Raw genomic sequence first — 24,387 nt, forward strand, 5'->3', positions numbered from 1 at the left:
CTTTTAATCTCAAGAGAGAACGTTTTGTTTCCTTGAGATTAGAGGACTAAAAAATTAATGATTGCTTCACATTCTAACCCCAAAAATGTTCTAGCGGCAACACTGCTAACAGTGGGAATTTCCCTAATAAACGTACCGACGGTTTTAGCGCAAGCTCATACTAATACAGGCGGACCGCAGGTGACAGGATTGAATGGTTATGAATATACGCCCCTATTTACAGTGGGTGAAACCATCAACAATTACACTCCCATCGGTATTCTTGATGGAATTGGCGTTATCAATCTAGGAAATGGGACGATTCGTGCCTTGGTCAACCACGAAGTTAGAAATAACCAAGGAGCCTCTTATACCCTGAATCCGGGTACTGCTAACCAGCTTTCCGTGAGAGGAGCAAGAATCAGTTACTTTGACATCGACACCAGTAGTCGTCAAATTATCGGTTCTGGATTAGCCTTCGATAAAATCTACGATCGCTCTTACAATCTAATCACCAGTACCAGTCAATTTGAACTCGCTCCCACCATTGGAGGTTTAGATCGTTTTTGTTCTGGTGCCGCTTTCGGTCGTTATTCCTTCGGTCAAGGGATCGGTTTTGAAGATAATATCTACTTTGCTGGAGAAGAAACCAGCAATGGGACTCAATGGGTTCTCGATCCTACCAATTTCGGTCTCTGGGCTGCCCCAGAAATGGGTCGCGGTGGTTGGGAAAATTGGACAGAAATTGATACAGGTAGAAGTGATCGCATTGCGATGATCGGGGGTGATGATACCGAGTCCGCGCCTCTCTATCTCTACATTGGGGAGAAAAACGGAGTCGGAGATGGTAGTTTTCTCGATCGCAATGGTCTCAAACAGGGCAAACTGTATGTTTGGGTAGGTGATGAAGGTGTCGATCCCCGGGACTTTGCTGGTACTGGCAACACCAGCAGTGGACGTTGGGTAGAAGTGGTGAACGAGGGAAGTGGGGTTGGTTTTCTTAATGGTTTTGCCACCGATAGCAATCTTCGGGCCCAAGCGGACGCTTTAGGAGCTTTTTCCTTCTCCCGTCCGGAAGATGTCTCGACTAATCCCAGTGATGGTTCCCAAATTGTTCTTGCTTCCACCGGACGCAGTTCTTTATTCAATGGGGCCGATAGCTGGGGAACCGTTTATATCTTCGATAATAATCTGGTTTTCGATCAAAACGGCAATCTCGACACCGCTGCTTCTAGCGTCAGCGCTCGCATTCTCTACGATGGTAATGATGCGGGTGGCGGTCAATTTAGCGGTCCAGATTTTGGGGTGAGAAGTCCCGATAACCTCGATTGGTCTGATGACGGTACTATCTATATCCAAGAGGACCGTTCTTTCTCTGATTTCGGTCAAACCTCTGAAGAAGAAGCCTCGATTTGGCGACTTGATGCCACCACTGGACGAGCGACACGAGTAGGTCAGATCGATCGTAGTGCTAGTTTACCAGGTGGTCAAACCGACAGCAGCCCCAGTGATTTAGGTAACTGGGAAACTTCGGGGATTTTAGATATTACTGAATTCTTTCCGGGCGCTCGACCGGGAGAAAAAATTCTAATTCTCGACGTGCAGGCCCACAGTGTGCGAAATGGCAGCATCGGCGGTCCCAATAATCTTGTCGAAGGTGGTCAATTAGGTTTATTAACTGTCCAAACCCCGGAACCGACTCTCCTTTTTGGTTTAGGTTTCTTTGGTTTATCTGCCTTGGCATTAAAACGTAAACAACGCTAAAACGATAATTTCTTGTATTGTAGGGGGGTGAAAAAATTCAGCCCCTATTTTTTGTCATTTTTGGTTCTCTTGGATATTGGGTCAAAAAGGTCTAATACTAAATCCGTTGAATAACGCACAGAAAACGGGTTTCTCGGAGAAACCCGTTTTCTACTCATGCACTCATGCAAAAAGGGGAATGAATAATCAGTCTTTAATAACCAGATTTAGTATAATATAGGTTCATAATAACCTTATTTTTTCAAAAAGCTGTACTTTTCAACGAAATTATTATGATTCTGATAGCTTTTTAAGCATCAGAGTTAACAGCAGTAGTTGTAATATTTTTTAAAATAAATATATTTAAAATAAATACAAGAATTCAGAAACAATACTTTTTAATCTAAACTATTTTCTAATAATAGGGATTTTTCTTGTCTGTATTTCTGCATACTTAGTAATCAGAAAATTTTCCATAATCATGTCCATTTTAATGATAAAATCAGCCTTTTATGGTATTCATATCAACAATATTTGATCATTCTAAGCTGTACTGCATTTAAACTGCGTATTAGATATTTTAGTACAAAAGCTCCAACTACTTCCCCCCGCTCCCGTGCAGTCTTAACGAGTAATTTAGATAGTCAACAGCTTAGTACCTCCAGAAGCTATAATAATAGTTAAAGCTTACTAAAGATTAACCAATTCTTTAGAAACTACAACCAGAGACAAATCGATCGCCAAGTATTGAACTTTTTAACCAAACCACAATTCTATGTCAAAAAAATCATTTTTACCCGGTTGTTTAGTCGTCTTAGGACTAACAGCAGTAACCGCAGGAGGTATCTATCTTTATCTACGAGGACAACTACCTTGGCAAAGATTCACCCCCTTAGAATCGGCAAAAGTTATCCCAGAAACTGCTTTCGCTAGTAGTTTTGTCTCCACGGATGCAAAAGCTTGGTCAGTGTTAGCTAAATATGGTACACCAGAATCGCGAACTGCGGTTAGTCAAGGACTAGAAGAATTACAAAAAAATATCTTCACCGATAAGATTGATTATCAACGGGATATCGAACCTTGGATCGGTAGTATTAGCTTTGCTTTCCTTCCCGCAACTACCCCCGGACAATCGGAATTATTAACGGTTATCGGGATCAAAGATAAAATTAAAGCGTCAGAATTCCAGAAAAAACTAGGACAAAAAGTTAATCGCAAAACTAGCACCAGTGACTACAAAGGTATTACAATTACTGCTATAGATTGGCAGGATAACACCACCATTTATACTGCCGTTACTGGCGATTTTTTGTTGATATCCTACGATAAAAAGGTGTTAGAAGCGGCGATCAATACCTACCAAGGACAGCCATCTTTTAGCAGTAAACTGGAAGTGATAAAACTGCTTTCCCAATCCCTCAATCTACCCAATACCCTAGCAACAATTTATATCGATGATTATGCCAAAATATTGGGAGCAGATGCTAATTTATCTCCCCAAAGTCGGCAAGAATTAGCAAAAATTCAGGATATTGTCGCAGGAGTGGGTGTCACCGATACGGGATTACAGTTACAAATGGTGGCTAAACTTGCTCCTGAAACTATTTCTAACCTACCTTCCCCCAGCAGAAATCAAGTTTTAAATTATTTACCCGGAGATACCATCGCACTCTGGAGTGGGAATAATCTTAAACAGGGATGGGAAGAAGCAGAAAAACAGTCCCAAACTAACCCAGAATTACAAGCTTTTCTGCGTCATATCCGTGAGAATTTTCAGATGGCAACCCTTGATGCGGATAAAGAAGTTTTTAACTGGATGGATCGAGAATTTGCTTTCGGAATTATCCCCAACCAGCAAGGGGTGGGAGGGTTAGGTTTTGGGGGAATGATGATCTGGCAAACCGGCGATCAGAAAGCGGCAAAAACTACCCTCGATAGGTTAAATAAATTGGTAAAAACTTTTCCCTTTATCACCATAAAAAACAGTCAAATTTCTGGTCAAGATGTGACTGAATGGAAAGCGGAAGAACAAGCGATTTTAACCTATACTTGGCCTAATAATGATACCCTAAAAATGACCGTCGGAATTCCCTATCAACCCCAATCGAATCAACCGATTAGCAAAAGTGAGATTTTCCAAGCATCGATCGCAAATTTGCCTAAAAATAATCTCGGTTATTTCTTCATCGATGTGGAGCAAATTATCGCTAAAGCAGGGGGAATTAATAATCTTCCTGCCACGGAATTAACCCCGGAAGCAAAGGTCTTTTTAGAATCGGTACGCGGGATCGGAATTACTGCCACTATGCCTGATAAAACCACCAGTAAAATTGATGTTTTATTTTCCCTGAAACAAACTCCCTAAAAAGTAACCGACTAAATAAAGCGATCCACAGAGAATTATCTGACTATCGGCAGATTCTTGGATGGCTTTTTTTAGTCCTAAAAATACATCGGAACAAGTCTCTAGGTGAGATAATTCTGGACAAATTGAAGCCGCTAATTCCGCTAAGGTTTCAGGATTAGCACTGCTATGATCGGGGACGGGAACTAAATATAAACTATCGCCTTTTCTTAATAAAGCTTGGAATATTTCTCGATGATCTTTAGTCGATAAAATTCCCATCACCCAGATAATTTTTGGAGCCTTTAAACTATCTACATACTGCCTTAAACCAATAGCAGCAGCAGGATTATGAGCGCCATCTATTAAAATTTCTCGCTGACACCAATTAACGGTTTGTAAACGTCCTAACCAGCGAGTTTTTGCCATTCCTTCTTGCACGACTTCATCGCTAATTTGCCAACCTTGCTGACGTAAAATATTAACAACAGCGATCGCTATAGCCGAATTAGTTAATTGAAAATCTCCCGCTAAGGATAAAGGATATTCTAATCCTTGATATTTAGCCCGATTATCGGCAATTTTTTCGGCAGCTTCTACCCATACCGTCGGACAATTTAACAGCTTGATTCTCTCCCTAACTACCCCCTGCGCTGATTCCGGTAATTGTCCGATAACTGCGGGACAATTCGCTTTTAATATCCCCGCTTTTTCGCCGGCAATATCGGCAACCGTCGGCCCTAAATTTTGCCAATGTTCCCGACTAATAGAAGTGATGACAGTAACTAAAGGTTGAGCGCAAACATTAGTCGCATCTAATCTTCCTCCTAAACCCACTTCCATCACGGCAATATCCACCTTTTCCCGGGCAAAATACAGCCAAGCAGCGGCAGTAATTACCTCAAATTGAGTAGGACTTTCCTGCTGGGGATCGATAAGCGATTCTATATCTTTAAGCAGGTTTTCTAAAGTCGCAGTTTCAATATTTTCGCCATTAATAGAGATTCTTTCTGTCCAATCAATTAAATGGGGAGAAATATAACGTCCGACTTTGTAACCAGCAGTGCTGAGAATGGAGGATAGATAGGCGCAAACTGAACCTTTGCCATTAGTTCCCGTGACATGAATAATCGGAATTTGATCTTGGGGATTGCCTAAAATCTCCAGCAGATTTTTTATTCTTTCTAAACCGAGATTAACCCCAAAACGCTGAAAAGATTGCAGTAAAGAATCGATAGTCATGAGACCTCTTGCAAAAATCAAAAATCTGACCTTAGGTGAGGAGTCAGTAGTCAGGAGTCAGGAGTCAGGAGTCAGGAGAATTAAGAATGAACATTATTAAATGCTCTATTTAGAGATTTTATGCAATTTTATGCCTATTTTTCTCATTTTTGAACTATCAACAATTAATTATGCAAGAACTCTATGATCAGCAAACTATAAATAATACTAAATCCAGTTATTAAAAACTGATTATTTATTCTCCGTTTTGCCTTTTGCATGAGTAGAAAACGGGTTTCTCCGAGAAACCCGTTTTCTGTGCGTTACTCAGGAGCATCAATCCTACCCGCACGGATGACCCTTTCTCTGGGGGGAAATGTCTAAAGTTTGACTAAAATGCTCGGTTCTTTTTGGATCGGTAAAACATCAAGAGAGTCAATATTAGCGCAGTATTTTAAATCTTCTTGACAGTGGAGACGCAAGAGGCGCTGACCATGACTACAACTGTGGAACATTCCTAAAAGATCATTTTGCCATTGACGATAAAGAGCGATCGAGGCGATCACCTCATCATTACCGATCGCCATTTGCCCCGATTGTTCTTGTAGCGCATTGGCGATCGCTCCAGCACAGGCCGTATCTTCCAAAGAATAACCCCCTTCCCAACCAGAGCCAACAATCCAGACGGTGTCGGGCTGCCTATCCAATAAGTAATTAACCGCAGCTTGCCGATTGATCATAGCCGCAGTGATCACGATCGGGGATTCTTCCACCCTTTGCAGAGCGCGGGTGCCGTTAGTGGTGCTGATAAACAGACGACGACCTTTCATTAAATCAGGGGTACAATCGAGGGGAGAATTGCCCAGATCGCAGCCTTCCACTTTCGCACCGCCTCTTTCTCCTGCCCGGAGACGTTTTTCTGGTTGCCAAGTATCGCTCACCTGCATCAGGGTTTTCAGATCGCTAAAGGTTTGCACTGCTTCTGCACCGGCATTGAGGGCAGTGGCGATCGTGGTTGTCGCTCTTAAAACATCGATAACGACGGCGCAATCGGGTAGAGTATGGACGGGGGTAAGTTCGGGAGTATGATAAATGAAAACCTGCACGAGTTATACCAAGTAAAAAGTAAAAGGGGAAATAAGCTCAACATACCGCCGCTCGGCGTCGTGCTGGCAGAAGAAAGACAAGGCCGATTTTATCACGATGGATGTCAGCTAGTTAAGCTGTTCGTAATTCAAATTGCTTGTTGAGATCAGGCAAGAGGCAATACCCCCCCGATGTCGGGGGGGGCAGGGGGGGTGGGGAGTTGGGGGGCTAATCTCAGAATAAGCGGTTTAAATACGTCTTAGCTTATCACTAGGGTTTGAGATGTTCTCACCCCGGATCGATCGTCATGACGAAATGTTATAATTAATAATTATTATGCCTGCTAACTTCAAGATTCATGTCTGCTAAAGATCGTTTTCATGGTGCAGTGAGAAAAGGATTAGAAAAAGAGGGTTGGATCATTACGGATGACCCTTTAAGGATTGAAGTGGGTGATGTAGAAATGTATGTCGATTTAGGAGCAGAGCAACTGATAGCCGCAGAAAAAGACAATGAAAAGATAGCCGTTGAAATTAAAAGTTTTATCGGTAAATCCAGCATTTCAGAATTTCATACTGCCATTGGACAATTCTTTAATTATCGTGTTGCTTTAGAAGAAAAAGAACCTAAAAGACAGTTATATTTAGCTGTTCCCTTAGATATTTATTATAGTTTTTTTGAATTGCGATTTATTCAAACTGTCGTTAAACGATTTCAAATTTACCTGATTATTTATGATCCGATTGGGGAGGTAATTGTCGCATGGAAAAATTAGAACAATATCGTCACTATGTCAAGCAAGTCATCACTGAATATTCTCAGATAGGTTCATCTAAAGAGCCGATTGAACAACAATTGATTTTTGATACTGTTGGCGATCACTATCAATTGATGTATGTTGGCTGGAAAAATAGACGAAGATATCATGGTTGTGTTTTGCATCTCGATATTAAAAAGGGTAAAATCTGGATACAACATGATGGCACTGAGGTGGGAATTGCCAATGAATTAGTTAATTTAGGTGTTCCTAAAGAAGATATTGTTTTAGCCTTTCATGAACCCCTAGTCAGAGAATATACAGGGTTTGCGGTGGGTTAATCAAAGAGGGCGAATGCAATTCGCCCCTACAATAATATTATTGCGCCAATGGTAGGGGCGCACCGCGTGCGCCCAAAATATCCTATAGATATTTCGACAAAATTGAGATGCACCCAAATTATCCCTATTCTTCTTCCTTCCACACAAAAACCAGAAGAGCCAATTCACCTAACCTAATCATAGCTTAGGCGACAATCAAGATCAGCAAGAGACTTCGATTTTTTTTTACCTTGCTGATCTCTGTATTTCTCTGTTAACAAAACTTAACAATTATCGGCAAAATTTTGCTTGCTTTTATCGGCAGATTTTGAGATAATATTTTTAAAGGATTTTATTCATAATGGGAATCTGTGAGTCCAAAAAAATTTTGCACGGATTTCCATTATAAGAAAAGCATAGCGCAAGTCGCCGGCAAAGTCAAGTCCTTTCCCATTAATTATGGGTTGGCTGAAAAAGTAAGGGCGATCGCTGGTTTAGATACAAGGTTTTTGAGCCACCAGCTTGAAAATCTTGCAGCTGCTTGGCTAAACAGGCCGCCAAACCCCTTATCTCGTCTATATTTCACATTTATTCAGCCAACCCTACCTAAATCTCTGCTGAAGGTGGAGATCAAAGGCTGTTTTAAACTAATGCTTTACTGCGATCGTTAGAATTATCCCCAAAAATTGCCCCTCGTCGAATCAAATCCTGTTTTTGTTCGGGGGTGATCCCCGTTGCATCGATAAAGATAGCGTTTTCAACTTTCGCCCCACTCAGGTCAGCCTTACTCAGTCTAGCCCCACTCAGGTTAGCCCCACTCAGGTTAGCCCCACTCAGGTTAGCCCCCCACAGAATAGCCCCTCTCAGGTTAGCCTTACTCAGGATAGCACCAATCAGGTTAGCCCCACTCATGAAAGCCCAACTCAGGTTAGCCTTACTCAGGTTAGCCCTTCTCAGGTTAGCCCCGCTCAGTTTAGCCTTACTCAGTTTAGCCCAACTCAGGTTAGCCTTACTCAGGTTAGCCCCACTCAGGATAGCCCCGCTCAGTTTAGCCCCACTCAGGTCAGCATCAATCAGGTCAGCCCTTCTCAAGAAAGCCCAACTCAGGTCAGCCTCAATCAGGTCAGCCCAACTCAGGAAAGCCCAACTCAGGTTAGCCCTTCTCAGGTTAGCCCCACTCAGGTCAGCCCCACTTAGAATAGCCCCACTCAGAATAGCCCCACTCAAATCAACTTTATATAGAGTTTTCTTATCGATTGTTCCCTCTCGAATTGCCTTAATTAATTCGGCTTTTTCAATAACTTTTGCATCTGTAGTGAACTCTGCTTTTTTGACGATAATTTCGGGTATATCGTCTGATTTAAGTTCATTGAGAAGGGCTTGCAATTCCCCCGATTGATGTAAATCTGCTAGGTGCTTTAAGCCCTCTTCTGAACCTTCTAAAAATAGCCGAATACTGCCTTTAAGTTTCATAATAGGCTTGATCGTGTTGTCTCTGGCAGTTTCTTGAAGAAAGCTGATAATTTTATCAATTTTCTCTGGTGTCAGGTCGTCTATCCCTACCTCCATAACTAATTCAAGAACTTTATTTGATTGCTGAGGTTGCGGTTTATTGTTATGATCAAATATCTGAGAATTATCTCTATACCTTGTCAAAGCAGTAATCAGATTAGTCTTTCCAATCTTTTCACCTGTTTGCTCTGACAATATTTTAAATAAACTAGAAGCCGCATTCTTGATTGACTGTTCTTCTGTCCTAATTTTAATTTCTTTTGCTAGATCACGATATGTTTTATTCTCAAAAATACCTTTTAATATTTTTGTCTCCACGTCCGTTAATCGCTTTTTTGTATGCTTTTTTTTCAGATAATTAACCAGCATTTCTAATTCAGTCCATGAAATGGTTTTAGTTTCAGTCATTTTTAGTTCATTTATCATCATTGTTTAAGGGCAACAGGACTTAAGATTACTTTTCAGTACCTTGTCAGGTTACTTGAGAGTACCTAAAAAAAGTACCATTTTTAGGACTTTTGAGTAACGACAAATAATCAGATTTTTTTTACTCTAGAGATAGTTCACCTCCTAAGTAAAAGGATTGATGATTATGTATAAATATTGGTTAAAGTACAGAGAATATCTTGTTAGTCTTGCCAAAATTATCAGCACCATATTTGCGATCGCATCATTTCTAGGCTTCTCTTTTCCAGAGAAATTTCAACCTACTCCCTGCCAACCGACGGCAATTGTTGAAACCACGGAAGTTAGCACTAACAATTAGTCAAAGCGCCAAATTCGCCTAACCTAATCATAGCTTAGGCGACAAACAGGATCAGCAAGAGACTTCGATTTTTTTACCTTGCTGATCTCTGTATTTCTTTGTTAACAAAACTTAACAATTATCGGCAAAATTTTGCTTGCTTTTATCGGGAGATTTTGCGATAATATTTTTAAAAGATTTTATTCATAATGGAAATCTGTGGGTCTAAAAAAATTTTGCACGGATTCCCATTATAAGAAAAGCATAGCGCAAGTCGCCGGCAAAGTCAAGTCCTTTCCCATTAGGGACTGGCGTAGAAATAATATCCCAGCCAGAAAATCGCTCCGTAGAAAAACCAGACCAGCCAGATGGCACATTATCAAAGCGCAAGTCCCTAACATCTCGAAGGCTCCCCCCCTACTTAGGGTGATCAGCAAACCTGATCGATCGGAGGGCGCAAGCATTGCGCCCCTACAGTAACGGGTTTTGTCCACAATGTAGGGGCGAACTGCGTTCGCCCAAAAGGTACATTATCAAAGCGCAAGTCCCTTAATTATGGGTGCGAATTTTCCGGAATCAAAAAAGGGGGTTAGTGGTGAGTCAGACCAAATATAGGTTACACTTCATCTTTAATGGGAAACGCTGTTATTCCGTGTAGAGAACATGACTAGACAAACCGCTAATCTCGGACAAACAGGAATTTCCGTCAGTGCCTTAGGAATTGGGACTTGGGCATGGGGAGATAAACTATTCTGGAACTATGGCAAGGAATACGGAGCTAGTCAGGTAGAAGCGGCCTTTAAAGCGGCAGTAGAGGCAGGAATCACCTTTTTTGACACTGCCGAAGTCTATGGACTGGGGGAATCGGAACGACTCTTAGGAAAATTTACGCAAGAGACCGATATTCCCATCGATATTGCCAGCAAGTTTGCCCCCGTACCGTGGCGATTTGGGGCGAATGCGGTGCATAATGCCATTACCGAGAGCTTAAACCGTCTAAAAACCGATAAAATGGCTCTTTATCAAGTACATTGGCCCTTCACCTTCCTAATTAGCCAAGAAACCCTAATCAATGCCCTAGGGGAAGAAGTAAAACGCGGCCGGATTGGTTCCGTGGGTGTAAGTAATTATTCCGCCGAGCAAATGCGTCAAGCAAGCCAGATTTTGGCGAAAAAAGAGGTTCCCTTAGCGGTCAATCAGGTGCAGTATTCGCTTTTGTATCGCAAAATAGAAACTAAGGCAATTTTAGCCACGGCCAAGGAATTAGGTGTCACCATCCTCGCCTACAGCCCCCTCGCTCAAGGACTACTGACGGGTAAATATAGCCCAGAAAGCCAGAATTTGCCCGATGGAGCCAGAAAAGTTGACTCGCGGTTCAAAAAAGAAGGTTTGGAGAAAATAGCCCCAATTTTAAGAGTACTGCAAGAATTGGGCGCAAAATACCAAAAAACCCCCGCACAAGTCGCCCTCAATTGGTTAATCGCCCAAGGGGATGTGATTCCCATTCCGGGGGCCAAAACTGCGGCCCAGGCGATCGAAAATGCCGGGGCCCTAGGATGGAGTTTAGAAGCGCAAGAGGTGACGCAATTAGAACAGATGAGCCGACCTTGGCTGTAAAAATCAAAAGTTTTGATTTTCGATCACCATTCTGGAAAAAGTCTCTAACTTTTTGGTGATCAAGATTAAAACAAGCTACAATCTTTAGATACTGCTGTACTACTTAAGAAAACTGGGGAGAAAATTAATGGCGACAATGACAAGTAATCCCGATCGAGATAAAGCCTTAGGTTTAGTCTTAACTCAAATCGAGCGCAACTTTGGCAAAGGTTCGATTATGCGTTTGGGAGACGCCACCCGGATGCGGGTGGAAACCGTGCCTAGTGGTGCTTTAACCCTAGATATGGCTTTGGGTGGCGGTTTACCGAAGGGCCGTATCGTCGAAATTTACGGGCCGGAAAGTTCCGGCAAAACCACCTTAGCCCTCCATGCGATCGCAGAAGTGCAAAAAGCTGGGGGAGTGGCGGCCTTTGTCGATGCGGAACACGCTTTAGATCCCACCTATTCGGAAGATTTAGGGGTAGATATCAATAATTTACTGGTAGCACAACCGGATACGGGGGAGGCAGCCTTAGAAATAGTTGACCAGTTAGTGCGTTCTTCGGCCGTGGATATCGTTGTCATCGACTCGGTGGCTGCTTTAGTGCCGCGGGCGGAAATTGAGGGGGAAATGGGGGATAATCAGGTGGGTTTGCAGGCCCGTTTGATGAGTAAAGCCCTGCGAAAAATTGCCGGTAATATTGGTAAATCCGGTTGTGTGGTGATTTTCCTCAACCAACTGCGGCAAAAAATCGGTGTCACCTACGGCAATCCTGAAGTGACCACTGGAGGAACGGCCTTAAAATTTTATGCCTCGGTGCGTTTAGATATCCGTCGCATTCAAACTCTGAAAAAAGGCACGGAAGGAGAATACGGAATTCGGGCTAAAGTTAAGGTGGCTAAAAATAAAGTCGCGCCTCCTTTCCGGATTGCTGAATTTGATATTATCTTCGGTAAAGGCATTTCCCAAGTGGGTTGTATGCTGGATATTGCCGAACAAACTAACGTGGTTACTCGCAAAGGGGCATGGTATAGCTATAATGGCGAAAATATTGCCCAGGGTCGCGATAATGCCGTTAAATATCTCGAAGAAAAGCCAGAAGTAGCGGCAGAAATTGAGAAGTTATTGCGGGATAAATTAGACATGGGTTCGGTTCCTTTCCCCACGGAACCGGCCGATGAGGACGATGACGACGATCAGGAACCAGAAATCTAAAAGAAGACGGTTTTAAGTCTTGGTTATCCCCCAGTTTCGGGGGATTTTTTTGTTTCAGAATCGATAGATTTTGCCGCTTCTAACCATGATTGTAAACCTTTTTTAGTCGGTGTTCCTTTAGGGGTAAAAGTCCATAGATCTCGTTTATGTTGGGGGCCGTAGCTGATATGAATCGGGCGATTAATTCCGTAAAAATAGAGAGAATCAAAGGGTAATTTTGCGGTTAAAATCCAATCTATCAGGCGATCGCTCGTTAAATCGATAATCAGAAAATCACAGGCTGCCCCCAATCGCTGACAATAATATTGACCTTTTTGATTAATTTCGTGGCCGCAATGTTGATCACGACTGGGATCGATTCTACCGTTTTTTAAGCCGGTGATCGGGTCTTTTTTTTGGAGAAATTTTCTCAGATCATTGGAACAAAATCCGTAGGTTAATTGGAATTTTTCTCGACCAAAATTATCAATAATTGGATCGATAATAAAGTGAGCGAGATTTTGCCAAGCGGTTATCGTTGCAGGATTTTTTGGATAGGGGTCGATTTGTGCTGCGTACTTTTGATAGGTTTGGGAACAGGTAGATAATTCTTCTAGGGTTAAATATTTACCAATTAACATAATCAGTTATCAGTTTTTTAGCTATATCCTATCACCCGATTTAGCTATTTTGCCAAAGCGGCTTTTTGGCGACCATAATAAACAGCGATAAAAGCGCTGACATACATCCATAAACTATAGACAACTGCGGGAATAGCCAGATCGGGATTCTTTAATAAACCGGCAGTGATAGCAATAGCTAAAGTGCCGCTTTGAATACCCACTTCGATGGCGATACAAATTCTTTGGGGAATAGTTAATTGAAATAAACGACCACTGAAAAAGCCAATTAGGGAAGCAATCGTGTTTAAAATAATCACTGCTAGGCCAGTTTGAGCGATAAATAAAGGTAAACGTTGCCATTCTCTCAGGATTAATAAGAAGATAATAACTGCTAGAAAAATTACGGCCAAACGATTAGTTATCGGTTCCATACTTTTGGCCAGTAAAGGGAAGTAATGGCGGATAGTCATACCGATAACCAGGGGTAAAACTATAATCAAAAATATCTGCGCCATAGTGGAACCAATGGGTAGGGAGATGGCGGCACTTTCCCCCATAAAATGCTGGAGAGTGAAACTAGCTAAAAAAGGTATTGTGAAAATGGTGATGATGCTACTAAAAGCGGTTAAAGTAACAGAAAGGGCTACATCTCCCTTAGCTAAATAGGTTAAAACATTGGAGGAAGGACCGCCGGGGCAAATGGCGACAATCATTAAACCGACGGCAATTTCTGGCCGGAGAGGCAAAAGAGAAACAATAATAAAACCGACGATCGGTAGAATAATAATTTGATTGACTAAACCGATCAGGACTGCCTTGGGATAACGGGTGATACGCTGAAAATCGGCGGCAATTAATCCCAATCCCATACCTAACATTAAAACGCCTAGGGCAACGGGTAAGAGGATATTAGTAAAAAAGTTGGCCTGCATGGGATAAAAACGGAGAAGATACGCTTATTTTCCCATAATTCTTGTCCCTGATTTCCCGATTTTGCTGACTAAAAAACCCCTGTGTGCAGGGGAGGTTAAATTGTCGGAGAAATCCAATCATGAGGATTTTTGTCCGGTTTCCCTCTCTCGCTCTGGAGTGAGAGAATAGTCATACCCAGTTTTTTTGTCCCGACTGAGAGTATTTTCTGAGATAGATCATTGTGATCTAGGGATAAAAAACCGTAATTTTGCCCGATATAATCTTTTATTTGCCCCTATGACTGTCAAAATCTCTCTTAACCCCAATCAAATCCAAAATCTCGATCTCTCATCTTTAGAGACTATTATTCAAGATTATCAGTCCCGATCAGCGATCGCCAAACTGGAACAAGCTCTACAATTAGAGATAGATTATCCTCGTGCGGAGGGTGATATGCGGGAATTATCGGAGATACCGGAAGTCAGGCTCTGGTTTTTGCGTTTGGATGCGGTTTATCCCTGGTTAATCTTTATTCTTGACCCAAAACAGGGAGAAATCGCCCGCTATGCGGCTATGTTGGTCCCGCATCAATTCCATCGCGGGGAAGGAATTCAATATAACCCCGAAGCTTTAGAGATTTTTGTGATGCAAAAACTCTTTATTTTGTCTGATTGGCTGAAAAGTCAGCAAATTCCCGCTTTATCTCGCTTAAAATTTTTTGCTCAACAGTTTGGTTACGATATCGACGAGGAATTTCTCTCTCGTCTCTAAAAGCTTCCTGCGCTGACTAGATAAGGTATTTTTAATATATGGCAAGCTACTGTCTCGCCCAATTTAGCGCCACCAATACCCCTATCAGAGAATCATGGATACAAAATCCTTTAAACGCACCCTACAGCAATCGGATAACTATAACCGCAAGGGATTCGGTCACAAAGAGGAAGTAATGGATGCGATGACCAATGAGTATCAAAGCGACCTGATCCAAGAAATTCGTGAAAATAATTATCGTTTAGAACGGGGTGACGTGACGATCTATCTCGCTCAAGCTTTTGGTTTTTGTTGGGGGGTAGAACGCGCTGTTGCTATGGCCTACGAAACTCGTCAACATTTTCCCCAGGAACGTATCTGGATTACTAACGAAATTATTCACAATCCCTCGGTTAATCAGCGTCTGCGCTCCATGGCCGTGGGTTTTATTCCGGTGGAAAATGGCCAAAAAGACTTTACTGTGGTGGAATCGGGGGATGTGGTGATTTTACCTGCTTTTGGGGCCAGTGTCTCGGAAATGCAAATACTTAACGATAAGGGTTGCATGATTGTGGATACCACTTGTCCCTGGGTTTCTAAGGTGTGGAATTCCGTGGAAAAACACAAAAAAAGCGACCACACTTCGATTATTCACGGGAAATATAATCACGAAGAAACGATCGCCACTAGCTCTTTTGCTGGCACTTATCTAATCGTTTTAAATTTGGATCAGGCTAATTATGTCGCTAATTATATTCTCCACGGTGGCGATAAAAATGAGTTCTTAGAGAAGTTTAAAAATGCTCATTCCCAGGGTTTCGATCCCGATCGCAATCTAGATTATATCGGTATTGCCAATCAAACCACGATGCTGAAAAGTGAAACGGAGGCAATTGGCAAACTCTTTGAGCATACTATGTTGAGAAAGTACGGACCGATCGATTTTAAAGATCATTTCATGAGTTTTAATACCATCTGTGATGCCACTCAAGAGCGTCAAGATGCCATGTTTGAACTGGTGAAAGAACCGCTTTCTTTAATGGTGGTAATTGGGGGTTATAATTCCTCTAATACCACTCACCTACAGGAAATAGCGATCGAGCGTGCCATTCCCTCCTATCATATCGATAGTGCCGAGCGCATTCTCCCCGGTAATCGCATCGAACATAAACCTTTAGGTGGCGATTTAATCATCACCGATAACTGGTTAAATGAGGGAAAAATTATCGTCGGAGTGACTTCTGGTGCTTCCACTCCCGATAAGGTGGTAGAAGAGGTAATCGAGAAAATTTTTGCGCTCAAATCTTCTTTAGTCCCCGGTTAATTAGCCTAGGTGTGTTAGCCTTTGGCAATGGCTGCATCTCATATCACAAACAGGAGATGCAGCTGATATTTTTATCAGTGGGATTGCTCAGAAACTAACGACCGCAATCTTGACATTGACGTTAGAACCGTTCGACTCTTCTCGTTTCTGTCTGGAAGGAAGAGTCAATATTTTCCTAAAAACGGCGGGTTTTATCGATTCCGTAGAGGATTCCCGTCACCACGGAGGACAGAATTAATAACAAAATTAATCCTCCGGGTAAAAAGGATAATATTCCCATGCCGCGCAATATATAAACTAACACAGTCACCAATAGGAAACCGAAAAAAAGAGACTTTAAATAACTAAAATTTGAGCGCATTTACTTAGATTAATAGTTCCTCTTGAGTTAAGTTTAACTTTTCGGCAATCATTGCCAGGATTTTTTCTTCCCTTTTTCCGTTACTTATAGATTCCAGTAAACGGAGATTGAGAATAATTTTTTCCCCGTTCGATAGGATTAAAATAATTCGCTGGTAATTAGACCCCAAAAAGCCTTTGTAATCTTCTACCTTTGCCTCAACAATTCTCTCTAGAAGATAATCACTTTCACTTCTAAAAGTTAAATGTTGTCGCTTATGGGTTAGGGTAGCGGTACCCTGATTAAAGACATAACTCTCCCAATAGCTGGCATCATAAAGTAACAATAGACCAGAGAATAAGCATAACATACCCCAAAGATAATAGCGATAATTATGATGCTGTTCTAGCAGTGCTGACAAGGTATCTAAGGGACTTTTGGCAATAATTTCCTGATTTTGATATCTATTCACAAAACTATCAAATTGAGTTTTAAAATCACTAGCTGACTGCACATCCCGAAAATTCTCGATGTAGAGATGGTTATTTCTTCCGACCAATAAAACCGTGTTATTAACAGTTTTTTTCTGCTCAACACTGATAAAAACTTCCTGATAGACAGCCGTAGCTTTAATGTGAGTTAAAGAAAAATTTTCCCGACTAGAAACAGGAAAATTATACTCTTGGACATATTGACAATCTATCCTTTTTGTGCCTAACCGAATGCAGTCGAGATAAGCGCGCTGGAAAAAAACCAAATATGCTAAAAACAGCAAAGGAAACCCAGCCAGAAAAAAACCCAGAAAAGGACGATATTTAGGAGCTTTATTCTCTAATAAGAGTGTAGTCAGCGTTTTTTGCTTAACTCGCATGGGAAACCCTACAGGTACTTTGTTCTAATTGTACTACAGATTTTTTCAGCATCCTTCTCAGGATCGATTTATTTAATCTGCTGACCGGGAAAATTGTAATGATTATTCACGAAAATCTGACATCGGTCTCTAGACTGGCTCTATCTTGGCCTTTTTTGTCCCGGTTTGGCACGGTAAAACCCTGTTTATCGAGTTTTTGTAAAGCTTTGGCGGTTTTTTGTTTATTGTTTTTATTTAAAGTAAATATATAAATAAAACTGTTTTTATAAGTTTTTGTCGATTTCAGAGACTTTATAGGCTGTAAAAAATTATTTATCTAGTTTTTACGCTTTTATTCTCACTCTAGCTATAGCAGATAAAAATTGAGCCTCTTGCCAAGGAGTGGGGAGATGGTCAATAATTGCGATCGAAGCACTGATAAACAAACTCACCATTCAAGCGTACATTTAGGAGAACTTCCATGCCTTTAACACTCGCAGTCTACGGAAAAGGTGGCATCGGTAAATCGACAACAAGCTGTAATATTTCGGCTGCTTTAGCCAAAAGAGGCAAAAAAGTCCTACAAATAGGCTGTGACCCCAAGCATGATAGCACTTTCACCCTGACAGGCTTTCTTATTCCCACAATCATCGATACCCTACAAGAAAAAGATTTTCACTACGAAGACATCTGGCCCGAAGACGTTATCTATGAAGGTTACGGTGGTGTCAAATGCGTGGAAGCGGGTGGCCCCCCTGCCGGCGCCGGTTGTGGCGGTTACGTCGTCGGGGAAACGGTGAAATTATTAAAAGAATTGAACGCTTTTGATGAATTTGACGTGATTTTGTTTGATGTTTTGGGGGATGTGGTCTGTGGAGGATTTGCCGCACCCTTAAATTACGCCGATTACTGCATAATTGTCACAGATAACGGCTTTGATGCTCTTTTTGCCGCCAATCGCATTGCCGCTTCCGTCCGGGAAAAAGCGCGCACCCATCCCCTGCGACTAGCCGGATTAATTGGTAATCGCACCTCAAAACGCGATTTAATTAATAAATATGTAGATCATGTTCCCATGCCAGTGTTAGAAGTTTTACCCTTAATTGAAGATATTCGCGTCTCCAGAGTTAAAGGTCAAACTCTCTTTGAAATGGCCGACAAGGATCCGATGTTAAGTTACGTTTGTGACTATTATCTCAATATTGCCGATCAGATTTTAGCTAAACCAGAAGGAGTTATTCCCAAAGAATCTGCCGACCGGGAGTTATTCACTTTATTATCGGATTTCTATCTTAATGCTGATAAACCCAAAGTTAACGCCGAAGCGGAATTAGATCTAATGATGGTTTAGATTATTTTGTCGGGTGGGTTAGGGACAGCGTAACCCACCAATAACCACCAATAAACTCTTTTTCTGAGTGGGTTACGGCGAATAATTAACTTATTAGTTAATAGCCTAACTCATCGTCGCCTAACCCACCCTACCCACGAATTTTATCGAGGACTCGATAATGATCATTTTTTCCTCTCATTGGGAATTCCAATAGAGAAAACATCATTATTCAGTCAGGGGGACAAAATGAGTAACTTTGAGGAATTAAAAGCAGCACTTAAAGATAAATGGTTGGATTACTACCAAATTAATCAAGCTTGGATTAAGGTTTTTACGACTGCTACTAATTCTTGGATAAACACTCCTGATAGGGGAAAACGTCCTTCTTCTCATCTAATTCTGGGAGTAGCTACTGCTTTAGAAACACAATTATTTATGTGGATGAGTCCTTTTTGTGTTCTCAGCAACGATAGTAATAAACTTGTCGATGCTTTAGGTTTAAATTTTGACCCTGAGATAGAACTCGAAAAACGAGAAGAAGAAAGAGCAAAAATCCAAGAAGCTGAAGCCATTCCTTTACTGCCTGAAACCAATCCACATACTGAATACCTAAACCAATTCCGCAATTAAGGAGAACAAAAAAACATGACTGCCACTCAAGAACCGAGCGCTTTACAATTTGATTGTGAAACCGGCAACTATCACACCTTTTGTCCGATTAGCTGTGTTGCTTGGTTATACCAAAAAATCGAAGATAGTTTCTTCCTTGTTATCGGCACAAAAACCTGTGGTTACTTCCTGCAAAATGCTATGGGGGTGATGATTTTTGCCGAACCGCGTTATGCCATGGCTGAATTAGAAGAAGGGGATATTTCCGCTCAACTAAAAGACTACGAAGAATTAAAACGCCTCTGCTTACAAATTAAACGAGATAGAAACCCTAGCGTTATCGTTTTTATCGGTACTTGTACCACCGAAATTATCAAAATGGACTTGGAAGGATTAGCACCGAAACTAGAGTCAGAAATCGGTATTCCTATCGTGACAGCGCGCGCTAATGGTTTAGATTATGCCTTTACCCAAGGAGAAGATACTGTCCTCGCTTCTATGGTGCATAAATGTCCCGAAAAAGTTAAGCATGAAGATGAAAAAGAAGAACGGAATGCTATCCAGAAACTCTTAACTTTTGGACGTAAAAAAGAAGAAATTAAACAGGAAGAATCGGAATATAAAGACCATCATCCTTTGGTTTTATTTGGTTCTGTTCCCGACCCAATTGTGACCAATTTAACCCTAGAATTAAAAAAACAAGGAGTTAAAATTGATGGTTGGTTGCCGGCCAAACGTTTTACTGAATTACCGGTAATTGAAGAAGGTTATTATGTCGCTGGTGTCAATCCTTTTCTATCAAGAACTGCCACCACTTTAATGCGTCGTCGTAAGTGTAAATTAATTGGCGCACCCTTTCCCATCGGTCCAGATGGAACCCGCGCTTGGATAGAAAAAATCTGTTCGGTTTTGGGAGTACAACCCCAGGGATTAGAAGAAAGAGAGGCAAAAATTTGGGAAAGTTTAGAGGATTATCTGCAACTTGTGCGCGGTAAATCGGTCTTCTTTATGGGGGATAATTTACTAGAAATTTCTCTGGCACGTTTCCTAATTCGCTGTGGGATGACTTGCGATGAAATCGGTATTCCCTACATGGATAAACGCTACCAAGCGGCCGAATTAGCATTACTAGAAAAAACCTGTAATGATATGGGTGTCCCCATCCCGAAAATTATCGAAAAACCTGATAACTATAATCAGATTCAGCGCATTTACGAGTTAAAACCCGATTTAGTGATTACGGGAATGGCCCATGCAAATCCCTTAGAAGCGCGGGGAATTAACACTAAATGGTCGGTAGAATTTACATTTGCTCAAATCCACGGTTTTACCAATGCGCGAGATATTTTAGAGTTAGCTACTCGTCCCCTGCGTCGCAACAATAACCTCAAGGAATTGGGTTGGGATAAGTTAGTTAAAGAGTCAGCAAAAGTGTAAATTTGTTTTCAAAAGGCTACAATCATCAGGTAAGGAATTGATTTTCCTTACCTTTTTTCAGTATTTAGTTAACTTCAATGTCCAATAACTTATCTCACCAAAAACCCTATCATCTCAACTTTAGCAGTGAGGATTTAGGCACAGTAAAACCGACTATCACCCTATTATCGGGGGAACCAGAACGCTCGCGCTATATTGCTGAAACTTATTTACAAAATGCACGTTTACTATCGGATTATCGCGGATTAAATAGTTATCTTGGCTACCTAGATAATTCTACCCCAATTCTTCTGGCTACCAGTGGCATGGGTGCGCCATCTTTGAGTATTGTAGTTAATGAATTAATACAGATGGGAATTAAAACTATTATTCGTATCGGTACTTGTGGCGCAATTCAAAATAGAATAAAAATCGGTGATATTATTATCTCGCAAGCGGCTTTATGTAGGCAAGGTGCAGCTAATGATATTGCTCCTCCGGAATATCCCGCAGTGGCGGATCCTTTTTTGACAGTTGCTCTAGTCAAATCGGCTCAATTTTTGGGAGTAAATTATCATTTAGGTATTACCGCTTCTGTGGATAGTTTTTATGAAGGACAGGAAAGAATTGTGTCTTCTGCTAATCCTTATCTTCAGCGTCATTTAGAGGGAATTACGGAAGAATATCGACGTTTAAATATTCTCAATTATGAAATGGAAGCGGGAACTTTATTGAAAATGGCGGGGGTTTATGGATTTACTGCCGCTTGTATTTGTGCTGTGATTGCCCAAAGAAGCAAAGAGGAAGGGATTAGTTTAGAAAGCAAACAACAGGCCATCGAAAAAGCGATTCAGGTGGCAATATTGACTGTTAGCAACCTCTCCCTATCCTCAATTGATTAATGTTCAGAAATCATCTTCATTAAGACTTCCTCTTTTTCCTGACTTTGGGGATAACAGGAGATACGTTTAGCGCGTAATTCTTGGGACAAAATAATTTATCGCCTTGTCTAAGTAGGGTACATTAATTTGCTCAAAAAAGTGTACTTTGTTGCGAATATGTAATGATTTTTGACAAAAGTAAATTATCACGCCCAAAAATTCGCTTCTTCCTAGTCTTCTAAGCTAATCTTGACGGGATTAATTTGCCATCGCTAAAGTCAAAACCGTTAGCGACGAGACGATTATAAAGTCGCGGACAAGCTAAAGCTAGGGATTGTCCTCACGGCATTTGGTGGGATTACGAGCTAATAAGGTGAGATAATAGAAAAAAATTAGTTTTAGCTTTAAGGATGGTATTATGTCAGACACAACGCAGTTAACATCAGAACAAATTGCTCAGTACCGCATTGAATTTGCGGACAATGAGAACGCTTTAATTGCACTTGATGTTATTGAGGAATGGGAGGGAGATTTGGCGGATGCTGCTGAATCCATTGCTACTCGTAATGGTATTGAAGGGGTAGAAGATAATGCTGATTTTCGTTGGTTTGTTATTGTTGTCAATAAGTGTCGTGATACTATTTGTCAACCGAAGTATGAAACTTTGCGAGAAAAATATTTACCTGTACTTATTCCCCCTTTAACAGATGTTATCGCAGGATGTTTTATGTGTCCGCCGGGAGTAGCAGGACTTTTATCGGCTATAGTTACTGTTTATATTCAGGAAGAAGGAATGGATAAATTTTGTCAAAATTCTACTGATTCTTAAACTGAAGTATTTATGGCTACTATCCAAACCTATCCTTGGGATGCAACCGATCATCTGGAAACAAAAGAAGATATAGCCGCCTATCTTGAAGCGGTTCTTGAAGATGGTGATCCGAGTCTAGTAATAGCAGCATTAGGTGATATTGCTCGTTCTCAAGGAATGAAAAATATTGCTAGTGAAACAGGGTTAGAAAGTCAAAATCTCTGTAAAGATTTGTTAGGCGAAGGTAAGCCAGAGTTTACTACAGTTATTAGGATTTTACAGGTACTTGGATTACGTCTCCAGATTGTACCCATTACCTAATTCTTCTGACTCTTAAATCCCTGTTGCGATAAATGCAGTCCAATAATAGGGATTAGCAAAGGGATAGGGTTCACGTTTAACCGCAGCTTCTAATAAGTCTTGGAATTTTCTTCTATCCCGTTTACTCTCAAAAACTCGATCGAGTAATTGCTGGAATTTTTGACTATCTTTAATTCTGGCTAATTTTTTACTGTTCAATGTTCTTAACCAGGTTTGAGTATGATTTAAAACAATAGCGATACTTCCTTCATCTCGGATAGAAATTCGTTTAAGATCGTGATAAAATTTAGTCATAAATAACGTAGTTGCTAGGGGATCGACTGTCCAAAGGGTACTAACTACACTAGAACTACCTGCAAATAGAAAACCACTCGGTAAACCCACATATTCATCACTAATATTATCGGTTTTACTTTCGATTATACCACTTTCACAAGCAGAAAAGGTGACTAAACGGCATTCTCTTAAGTCAAATTTTTCAAATACTTCTGCTAAAGTTAGGTTAGCTGATTTTCCTAAGTTACCTTCTGGATCTGCTAACATTAAAGCGGAGTCTCTAGGAGATTTATTATCAAATTTCCCATGACAAGAAAAGTGAAGACAATGAGATGCTTGTAATTCTTGACGACGGTTTTCTAGGGTTTGTTCTGATGCTTCTAATTCCCCAATAATAATGGTTTTTTCAGTAGCAAATCCTTGACTAATTCTCTCGATTTCTAGATTTGCTCCTAAGAGTGGTTTTAGGTCTTTTCTGGTGGGATTTTTAATAGCAAAAAGACGAGTAAAGTTTTCTCGCTGGGATAATTTTACCAGTTTTAAAAGTTGGCAACTGGGAACGTATCCTACACCATTAGAAAAGCGTTGATAGAGAAATTGTCCATCTTTTAGGGGTAAACAATGAAGGGGAATAATATGTAAAAACCAATGAGGAATTAGGATTAGACGAGAGCAGGATTTAGGAATCAGTTCTAAAAGTTCATCAATCTGGAGAATTTCTGATAGTTTATTTAAATAGTCATTAAGATTATTGATCCACGCGGTTTTATTATTTTCATAAGCGTCACGATAATCTTTAATAAAATCAATCAATTTTCCTCGATCTTCTGCTGAAGATTGCCAAACTTTAACCCCTTTCACCTCACTATTCCCCCCTTTTAAAGGGGGGTTAGGGGGGATCAAACCTTTTGAAGGGGGGTTAGGGGGGATCAAACCCTCATTAGTAACAATAAACGCCATAATACTATCCCCTGCAATATACCATTCTAAAATAGCAGTATCTTGATCAATTAAGGATTGAATCTCACTTAGAGGAATACTTTCAACCTTTTGAGTTAAGCTAAAAGTGGGATCTATGGTGGTGATTTCACGGTCAATGAGTTGATTTAATTCTTGTTTTAAATGATTGAGGTGAGTATAGTCATTTAAGATGGGTTGTCTTTGTTCATCTAGGGTTAAAATTTCTCCCCGATTGCGGGTTTGTTCTTGGATGGCTAACCGTTGTTCTTCTCCAATAATGGCACGACGGAGGCGATCTAATTCGGTAATAATTGTTTGGGGGATATTACCTTTAGGATAGATATCTGGTTCTTCCGAACTTACCATGTAAAATCAACTAGCAAAATGCCAATTTAATAAACATCTAATACTAAAGTTTTTAAAGTTTCTAAATCCATAGCCTCTCCTTTTAATCACCTTCAGTTTATTGTTAATTCCTTCCAC

23 protein-coding genes and 1 pseudogene are annotated in these 24,387 nt (G+C 40.9%); 15 read left to right on the plus strand and 9 right to left on the minus strand.

Annotated elements, in window-relative coordinates; translation table 11 throughout:
- Positions 1-57 precede the first annotated feature (57 nt).
- Positions 58-1,743 (plus strand): alkaline phosphatase PhoX, encoded by a 1,686-nt coding sequence (locus tag O9324_RS09080; protein WP_288140004.1) that lies wholly within the window; start codon positions 58-60, stop codon positions 1,741-1,743.
- A gap of 754 nt (positions 1,744-2,497) precedes the next feature.
- Complete coding sequence (locus tag O9324_RS09085; protein ID WP_288140005.1) at positions 2,498-4,087, plus strand: DUF3352 domain-containing protein; 1,590 nt, start codon at positions 2,498-2,500, stop codon at positions 4,085-4,087.
- Here the strand turns inward: O9324_RS09085 and O9324_RS09090 are convergent.
- Positions 4,061-5,308: a bifunctional folylpolyglutamate synthase/dihydrofolate synthase gene (locus tag O9324_RS09090; RefSeq protein WP_288140006.1), complete on the minus strand. Its 1,248-nt coding sequence runs from the start codon at positions 5,306-5,308 to the stop codon at positions 4,061-4,063. The two genes, O9324_RS09085 and O9324_RS09090, sit on opposite strands and share 27 nt — an antisense overlap.
- 359 nt (positions 5,309-5,667) lie before the next feature.
- Entirely contained in the window at positions 5,668-6,393 is a 726-nt protein-coding gene (locus tag O9324_RS09095) for a 2-phosphosulfolactate phosphatase family protein (RefSeq protein ID WP_002748299.1), read from the minus strand.
- A 338-nt stretch (positions 6,394-6,731) separates the two neighbouring features.
- Between O9324_RS09095 and O9324_RS09100 the strand changes: the two genes are divergently transcribed.
- Complete coding sequence (locus O9324_RS09100; RefSeq protein ID WP_002766354.1) at positions 6,732-7,148, plus strand: XisH family protein; 417 nt, start codon at positions 6,732-6,734, stop codon at positions 7,146-7,148.
- Entirely contained in the window at positions 7,136-7,471 is a 336-nt protein-coding gene (locus tag O9324_RS09105) for a XisI protein (protein ID WP_106909250.1), read from the plus strand. Before O9324_RS09100 ends, O9324_RS09105 begins: the two co-directional genes overlap by 13 nt.
- 621 nt (positions 7,472-8,092) lie before the next feature.
- Here the strand turns inward: O9324_RS09105 and O9324_RS09110 are convergent.
- Positions 8,093-9,391: a pentapeptide repeat-containing protein gene (locus tag O9324_RS09110; protein WP_288140007.1), complete on the minus strand. Its 1,299-nt coding sequence runs from the start codon at positions 9,389-9,391 to the stop codon at positions 8,093-8,095.
- Positions 9,392-9,554: 163 nt separating this feature from the next.
- On the opposite strand from O9324_RS09110, the gene O9324_RS09115 reads away from it, so the two are divergent.
- From O9324_RS09115 to recA, 3 genes are all read left to right on the plus strand, one after another.
- Complete coding sequence (locus O9324_RS09115; RefSeq protein ID WP_185237500.1) at positions 9,555-9,728, plus strand: hypothetical protein; 174 nt, start codon at positions 9,555-9,557, stop codon at positions 9,726-9,728.
- Between the two features lie 642 nt (positions 9,729-10,370).
- Positions 10,371-11,324, plus strand: coding sequence for an aldo/keto reductase (locus tag O9324_RS09120; RefSeq protein ID WP_288140008.1), 954 nt, complete (start codon positions 10,371-10,373; stop codon positions 11,322-11,324).
- Positions 11,325-11,451: 127 nt separating this feature from the next.
- Entirely contained in the window at positions 11,452-12,519 is a 1,068-nt protein-coding gene (gene recA / locus O9324_RS09125) for a recombinase RecA (RefSeq protein WP_287627312.1), read from the plus strand.
- Positions 12,520-12,542: 23 nt separating this feature from the next.
- Here the strand turns inward: recA and O9324_RS09130 are convergent, their stop codons facing one another.
- Together O9324_RS09130 and O9324_RS09135 are read right to left on the minus strand one after the other, a co-directional pair.
- Positions 12,543-13,139 carry a hypothetical protein gene (locus O9324_RS09130; protein WP_287627310.1) on the minus strand — a complete coding sequence of 199 codons (597 nt, stop codon included), beginning with the start codon at positions 13,137-13,139 and terminating at the stop codon, positions 12,543-12,545.
- A gap of 44 nt (positions 13,140-13,183) precedes the next feature.
- On the minus strand, positions 13,184-14,053 hold the full coding sequence (locus tag O9324_RS09135) for a bile acid:sodium symporter family protein (RefSeq protein ID WP_288140009.1): 870 nt from the start codon (positions 14,051-14,053) through the stop codon (positions 13,184-13,186).
- A 277-nt stretch (positions 14,054-14,330) separates the two neighbouring features.
- Between O9324_RS09135 and O9324_RS09140 the strand changes: the two genes are divergently transcribed.
- The gene (locus O9324_RS09140) at positions 14,331-14,804 is read left to right on the plus strand and encodes a CRR6 family NdhI maturation factor (RefSeq protein ID WP_288140010.1); all 474 of its coding nucleotides are present in this window, start codon (positions 14,331-14,333) and stop codon (positions 14,802-14,804) included.
- Between the two features lie 94 nt (positions 14,805-14,898).
- On the plus strand, positions 14,899-16,107 hold the full coding sequence (locus O9324_RS09145) for a 4-hydroxy-3-methylbut-2-enyl diphosphate reductase (RefSeq protein WP_288140011.1): 1,209 nt from the start codon (positions 14,899-14,901) through the stop codon (positions 16,105-16,107).
- A 175-nt stretch (positions 16,108-16,282) separates the two neighbouring features.
- Here the strand turns inward: O9324_RS09145 and O9324_RS09150 are convergent, their stop codons facing one another.
- The gene (locus tag O9324_RS09150; RefSeq protein WP_287627305.1) at positions 16,283-16,468 is read right to left on the minus strand and encodes a hypothetical protein; all 186 of its coding nucleotides are present in this window, start codon (positions 16,466-16,468) and stop codon (positions 16,283-16,285) included.
- Between the two features lie 4 nt (positions 16,469-16,472).
- Positions 16,473-17,318 carry a hypothetical protein gene (locus O9324_RS09155; RefSeq protein ID WP_288140012.1) on the minus strand — a complete coding sequence of 282 codons (846 nt, stop codon included), beginning with the start codon at positions 17,316-17,318 and terminating at the stop codon, positions 16,473-16,475.
- A gap of 460 nt (positions 17,319-17,778) precedes the next feature.
- Between O9324_RS09155 and bchL the strand changes: the two genes are divergently transcribed.
- The 6 genes from bchL to O9324_RS09185 all read left to right on the plus strand — a co-directional run bounded on the left by bchL (position 17,779) and on the right by O9324_RS09185 (position 22,668).
- Complete coding sequence (gene bchL / locus O9324_RS09160) at positions 17,779-18,648, plus strand: ferredoxin:protochlorophyllide reductase (ATP-dependent) iron-sulfur ATP-binding protein (RefSeq protein WP_002735653.1); 870 nt, start codon at positions 17,779-17,781, stop codon at positions 18,646-18,648.
- A 228-nt stretch (positions 18,649-18,876) separates the two neighbouring features.
- Positions 18,877-19,260, plus strand: coding sequence for a DUF5331 domain-containing protein (locus tag O9324_RS09165; RefSeq protein WP_002766369.1), 384 nt, complete (start codon positions 18,877-18,879; stop codon positions 19,258-19,260).
- A gap of 15 nt (positions 19,261-19,275) precedes the next feature.
- On the plus strand, positions 19,276-20,676 hold the full coding sequence (locus O9324_RS09170; protein WP_002790983.1) for a ferredoxin:protochlorophyllide reductase (ATP-dependent) subunit N: 1,401 nt from the start codon (positions 19,276-19,278) through the stop codon (positions 20,674-20,676).
- Between the two features lie 77 nt (positions 20,677-20,753).
- Complete coding sequence (locus O9324_RS09175) at positions 20,754-21,557, plus strand: nucleoside phosphorylase (RefSeq protein WP_288140013.1); 804 nt, start codon at positions 20,754-20,756, stop codon at positions 21,555-21,557.
- 397 nt (positions 21,558-21,954) lie between these two features.
- Positions 21,955-22,365: a hypothetical protein gene (locus tag O9324_RS09180; protein WP_288140014.1), complete on the plus strand. Its 411-nt coding sequence runs from the start codon at positions 21,955-21,957 to the stop codon at positions 22,363-22,365.
- A gap of 12 nt (positions 22,366-22,377) precedes the next feature.
- Positions 22,378-22,668 (plus strand): addiction module antidote protein, encoded by a 291-nt coding sequence (locus O9324_RS09185; RefSeq protein ID WP_287627299.1) that lies wholly within the window; start codon positions 22,378-22,380, stop codon positions 22,666-22,668.
- A 12-nt stretch (positions 22,669-22,680) separates the two neighbouring features.
- Here the strand turns inward: O9324_RS09185 and O9324_RS09190 are convergent.
- Positions 22,681-24,255: pseudogene (locus O9324_RS09190) on the minus strand (CHAT domain-containing protein); the annotation flags it as partial.
- A gap of 21 nt (positions 24,256-24,276) precedes the next feature.
- On the minus strand, positions 24,277-24,387 hold a 111-nt coding region (locus tag O9324_RS09195), incomplete at its 5' end, for a transposase (protein ID WP_288139362.1).

Origin of the sequence: Microcystis sp. LE19-84.1B, assembly GCF_027531875.1 — a bacterium.
GTDB classification, from domain to species: Bacteria; Cyanobacteriota; Cyanobacteriia; order Cyanobacteriales; family Microcystaceae; genus Microcystis; species Microcystis panniformis.

Excerpts from the sequence above, each read along its gene's own strand:
- O9324_RS09080 (WP_288140004.1), top strand. The coding sequence starts at position 58 with ATGATTGCTTCACATTCTAACCCCAAAAATGTTCTAGCGGCAACACTG.
- O9324_RS09085 (WP_288140005.1), top strand. The coding sequence starts at position 2,498 with ATGTCAAAAAAATCATTTTTACCCGGTTGTTTAGTCGTCTTAGGACTA.
- O9324_RS09090 (WP_288140006.1), bottom strand. The coding sequence starts at position 5,308 with ATGACTATCGATTCTTTACTGCAATCTTTTCAGCGTTTTGGGGTTAAT.
- O9324_RS09100 (WP_002766354.1), top strand. The coding sequence starts at position 6,732 with ATGTCTGCTAAAGATCGTTTTCATGGTGCAGTGAGAAAAGGATTAGAA.
- O9324_RS09105 (WP_106909250.1), top strand. The coding sequence starts at position 7,136 with ATGGAAAAATTAGAACAATATCGTCACTATGTCAAGCAAGTCATCACT.
- O9324_RS09110 (WP_288140007.1), bottom strand. The coding sequence starts at position 9,391 with ATGATGATAAATGAACTAAAAATGACTGAAACTAAAACCATTTCATGG.
- O9324_RS09115 (WP_185237500.1), top strand. The coding sequence starts at position 9,555 with ATGTATAAATATTGGTTAAAGTACAGAGAATATCTTGTTAGTCTTGCC.
- O9324_RS09120 (WP_288140008.1), top strand. The coding sequence starts at position 10,371 with ATGACTAGACAAACCGCTAATCTCGGACAAACAGGAATTTCCGTCAGT.
- recA (WP_287627312.1), top strand. The coding sequence starts at position 11,452 with ATGGCGACAATGACAAGTAATCCCGATCGAGATAAAGCCTTAGGTTTA.
- O9324_RS09130 (WP_287627310.1), bottom strand. The coding sequence starts at position 13,139 with ATGTTAATTGGTAAATATTTAACCCTAGAAGAATTATCTACCTGTTCC.
- O9324_RS09135 (WP_288140009.1), bottom strand. The coding sequence starts at position 14,053 with ATGCAGGCCAACTTTTTTACTAATATCCTCTTACCCGTTGCCCTAGGC.
- O9324_RS09140 (WP_288140010.1), top strand. The coding sequence starts at position 14,331 with ATGACTGTCAAAATCTCTCTTAACCCCAATCAAATCCAAAATCTCGAT.
- O9324_RS09145 (WP_288140011.1), top strand. The coding sequence starts at position 14,899 with ATGGATACAAAATCCTTTAAACGCACCCTACAGCAATCGGATAACTAT.
- O9324_RS09150 (WP_287627305.1), bottom strand. The coding sequence starts at position 16,468 with ATGCGCTCAAATTTTAGTTATTTAAAGTCTCTTTTTTTCGGTTTCCTA.
- O9324_RS09155 (WP_288140012.1), bottom strand. The coding sequence starts at position 17,318 with ATGCGAGTTAAGCAAAAAACGCTGACTACACTCTTATTAGAGAATAAA.
- bchL (WP_002735653.1), top strand. The coding sequence starts at position 17,779 with ATGCCTTTAACACTCGCAGTCTACGGAAAAGGTGGCATCGGTAAATCG.
- O9324_RS09165 (WP_002766369.1), top strand. The coding sequence starts at position 18,877 with ATGAGTAACTTTGAGGAATTAAAAGCAGCACTTAAAGATAAATGGTTG.
- O9324_RS09170 (WP_002790983.1), top strand. The coding sequence starts at position 19,276 with ATGACTGCCACTCAAGAACCGAGCGCTTTACAATTTGATTGTGAAACC.
- O9324_RS09175 (WP_288140013.1), top strand. The coding sequence starts at position 20,754 with ATGTCCAATAACTTATCTCACCAAAAACCCTATCATCTCAACTTTAGC.
- O9324_RS09180 (WP_288140014.1), top strand. The coding sequence starts at position 21,955 with ATGTCAGACACAACGCAGTTAACATCAGAACAAATTGCTCAGTACCGC.
- O9324_RS09185 (WP_287627299.1), top strand. The coding sequence starts at position 22,378 with ATGGCTACTATCCAAACCTATCCTTGGGATGCAACCGATCATCTGGAA.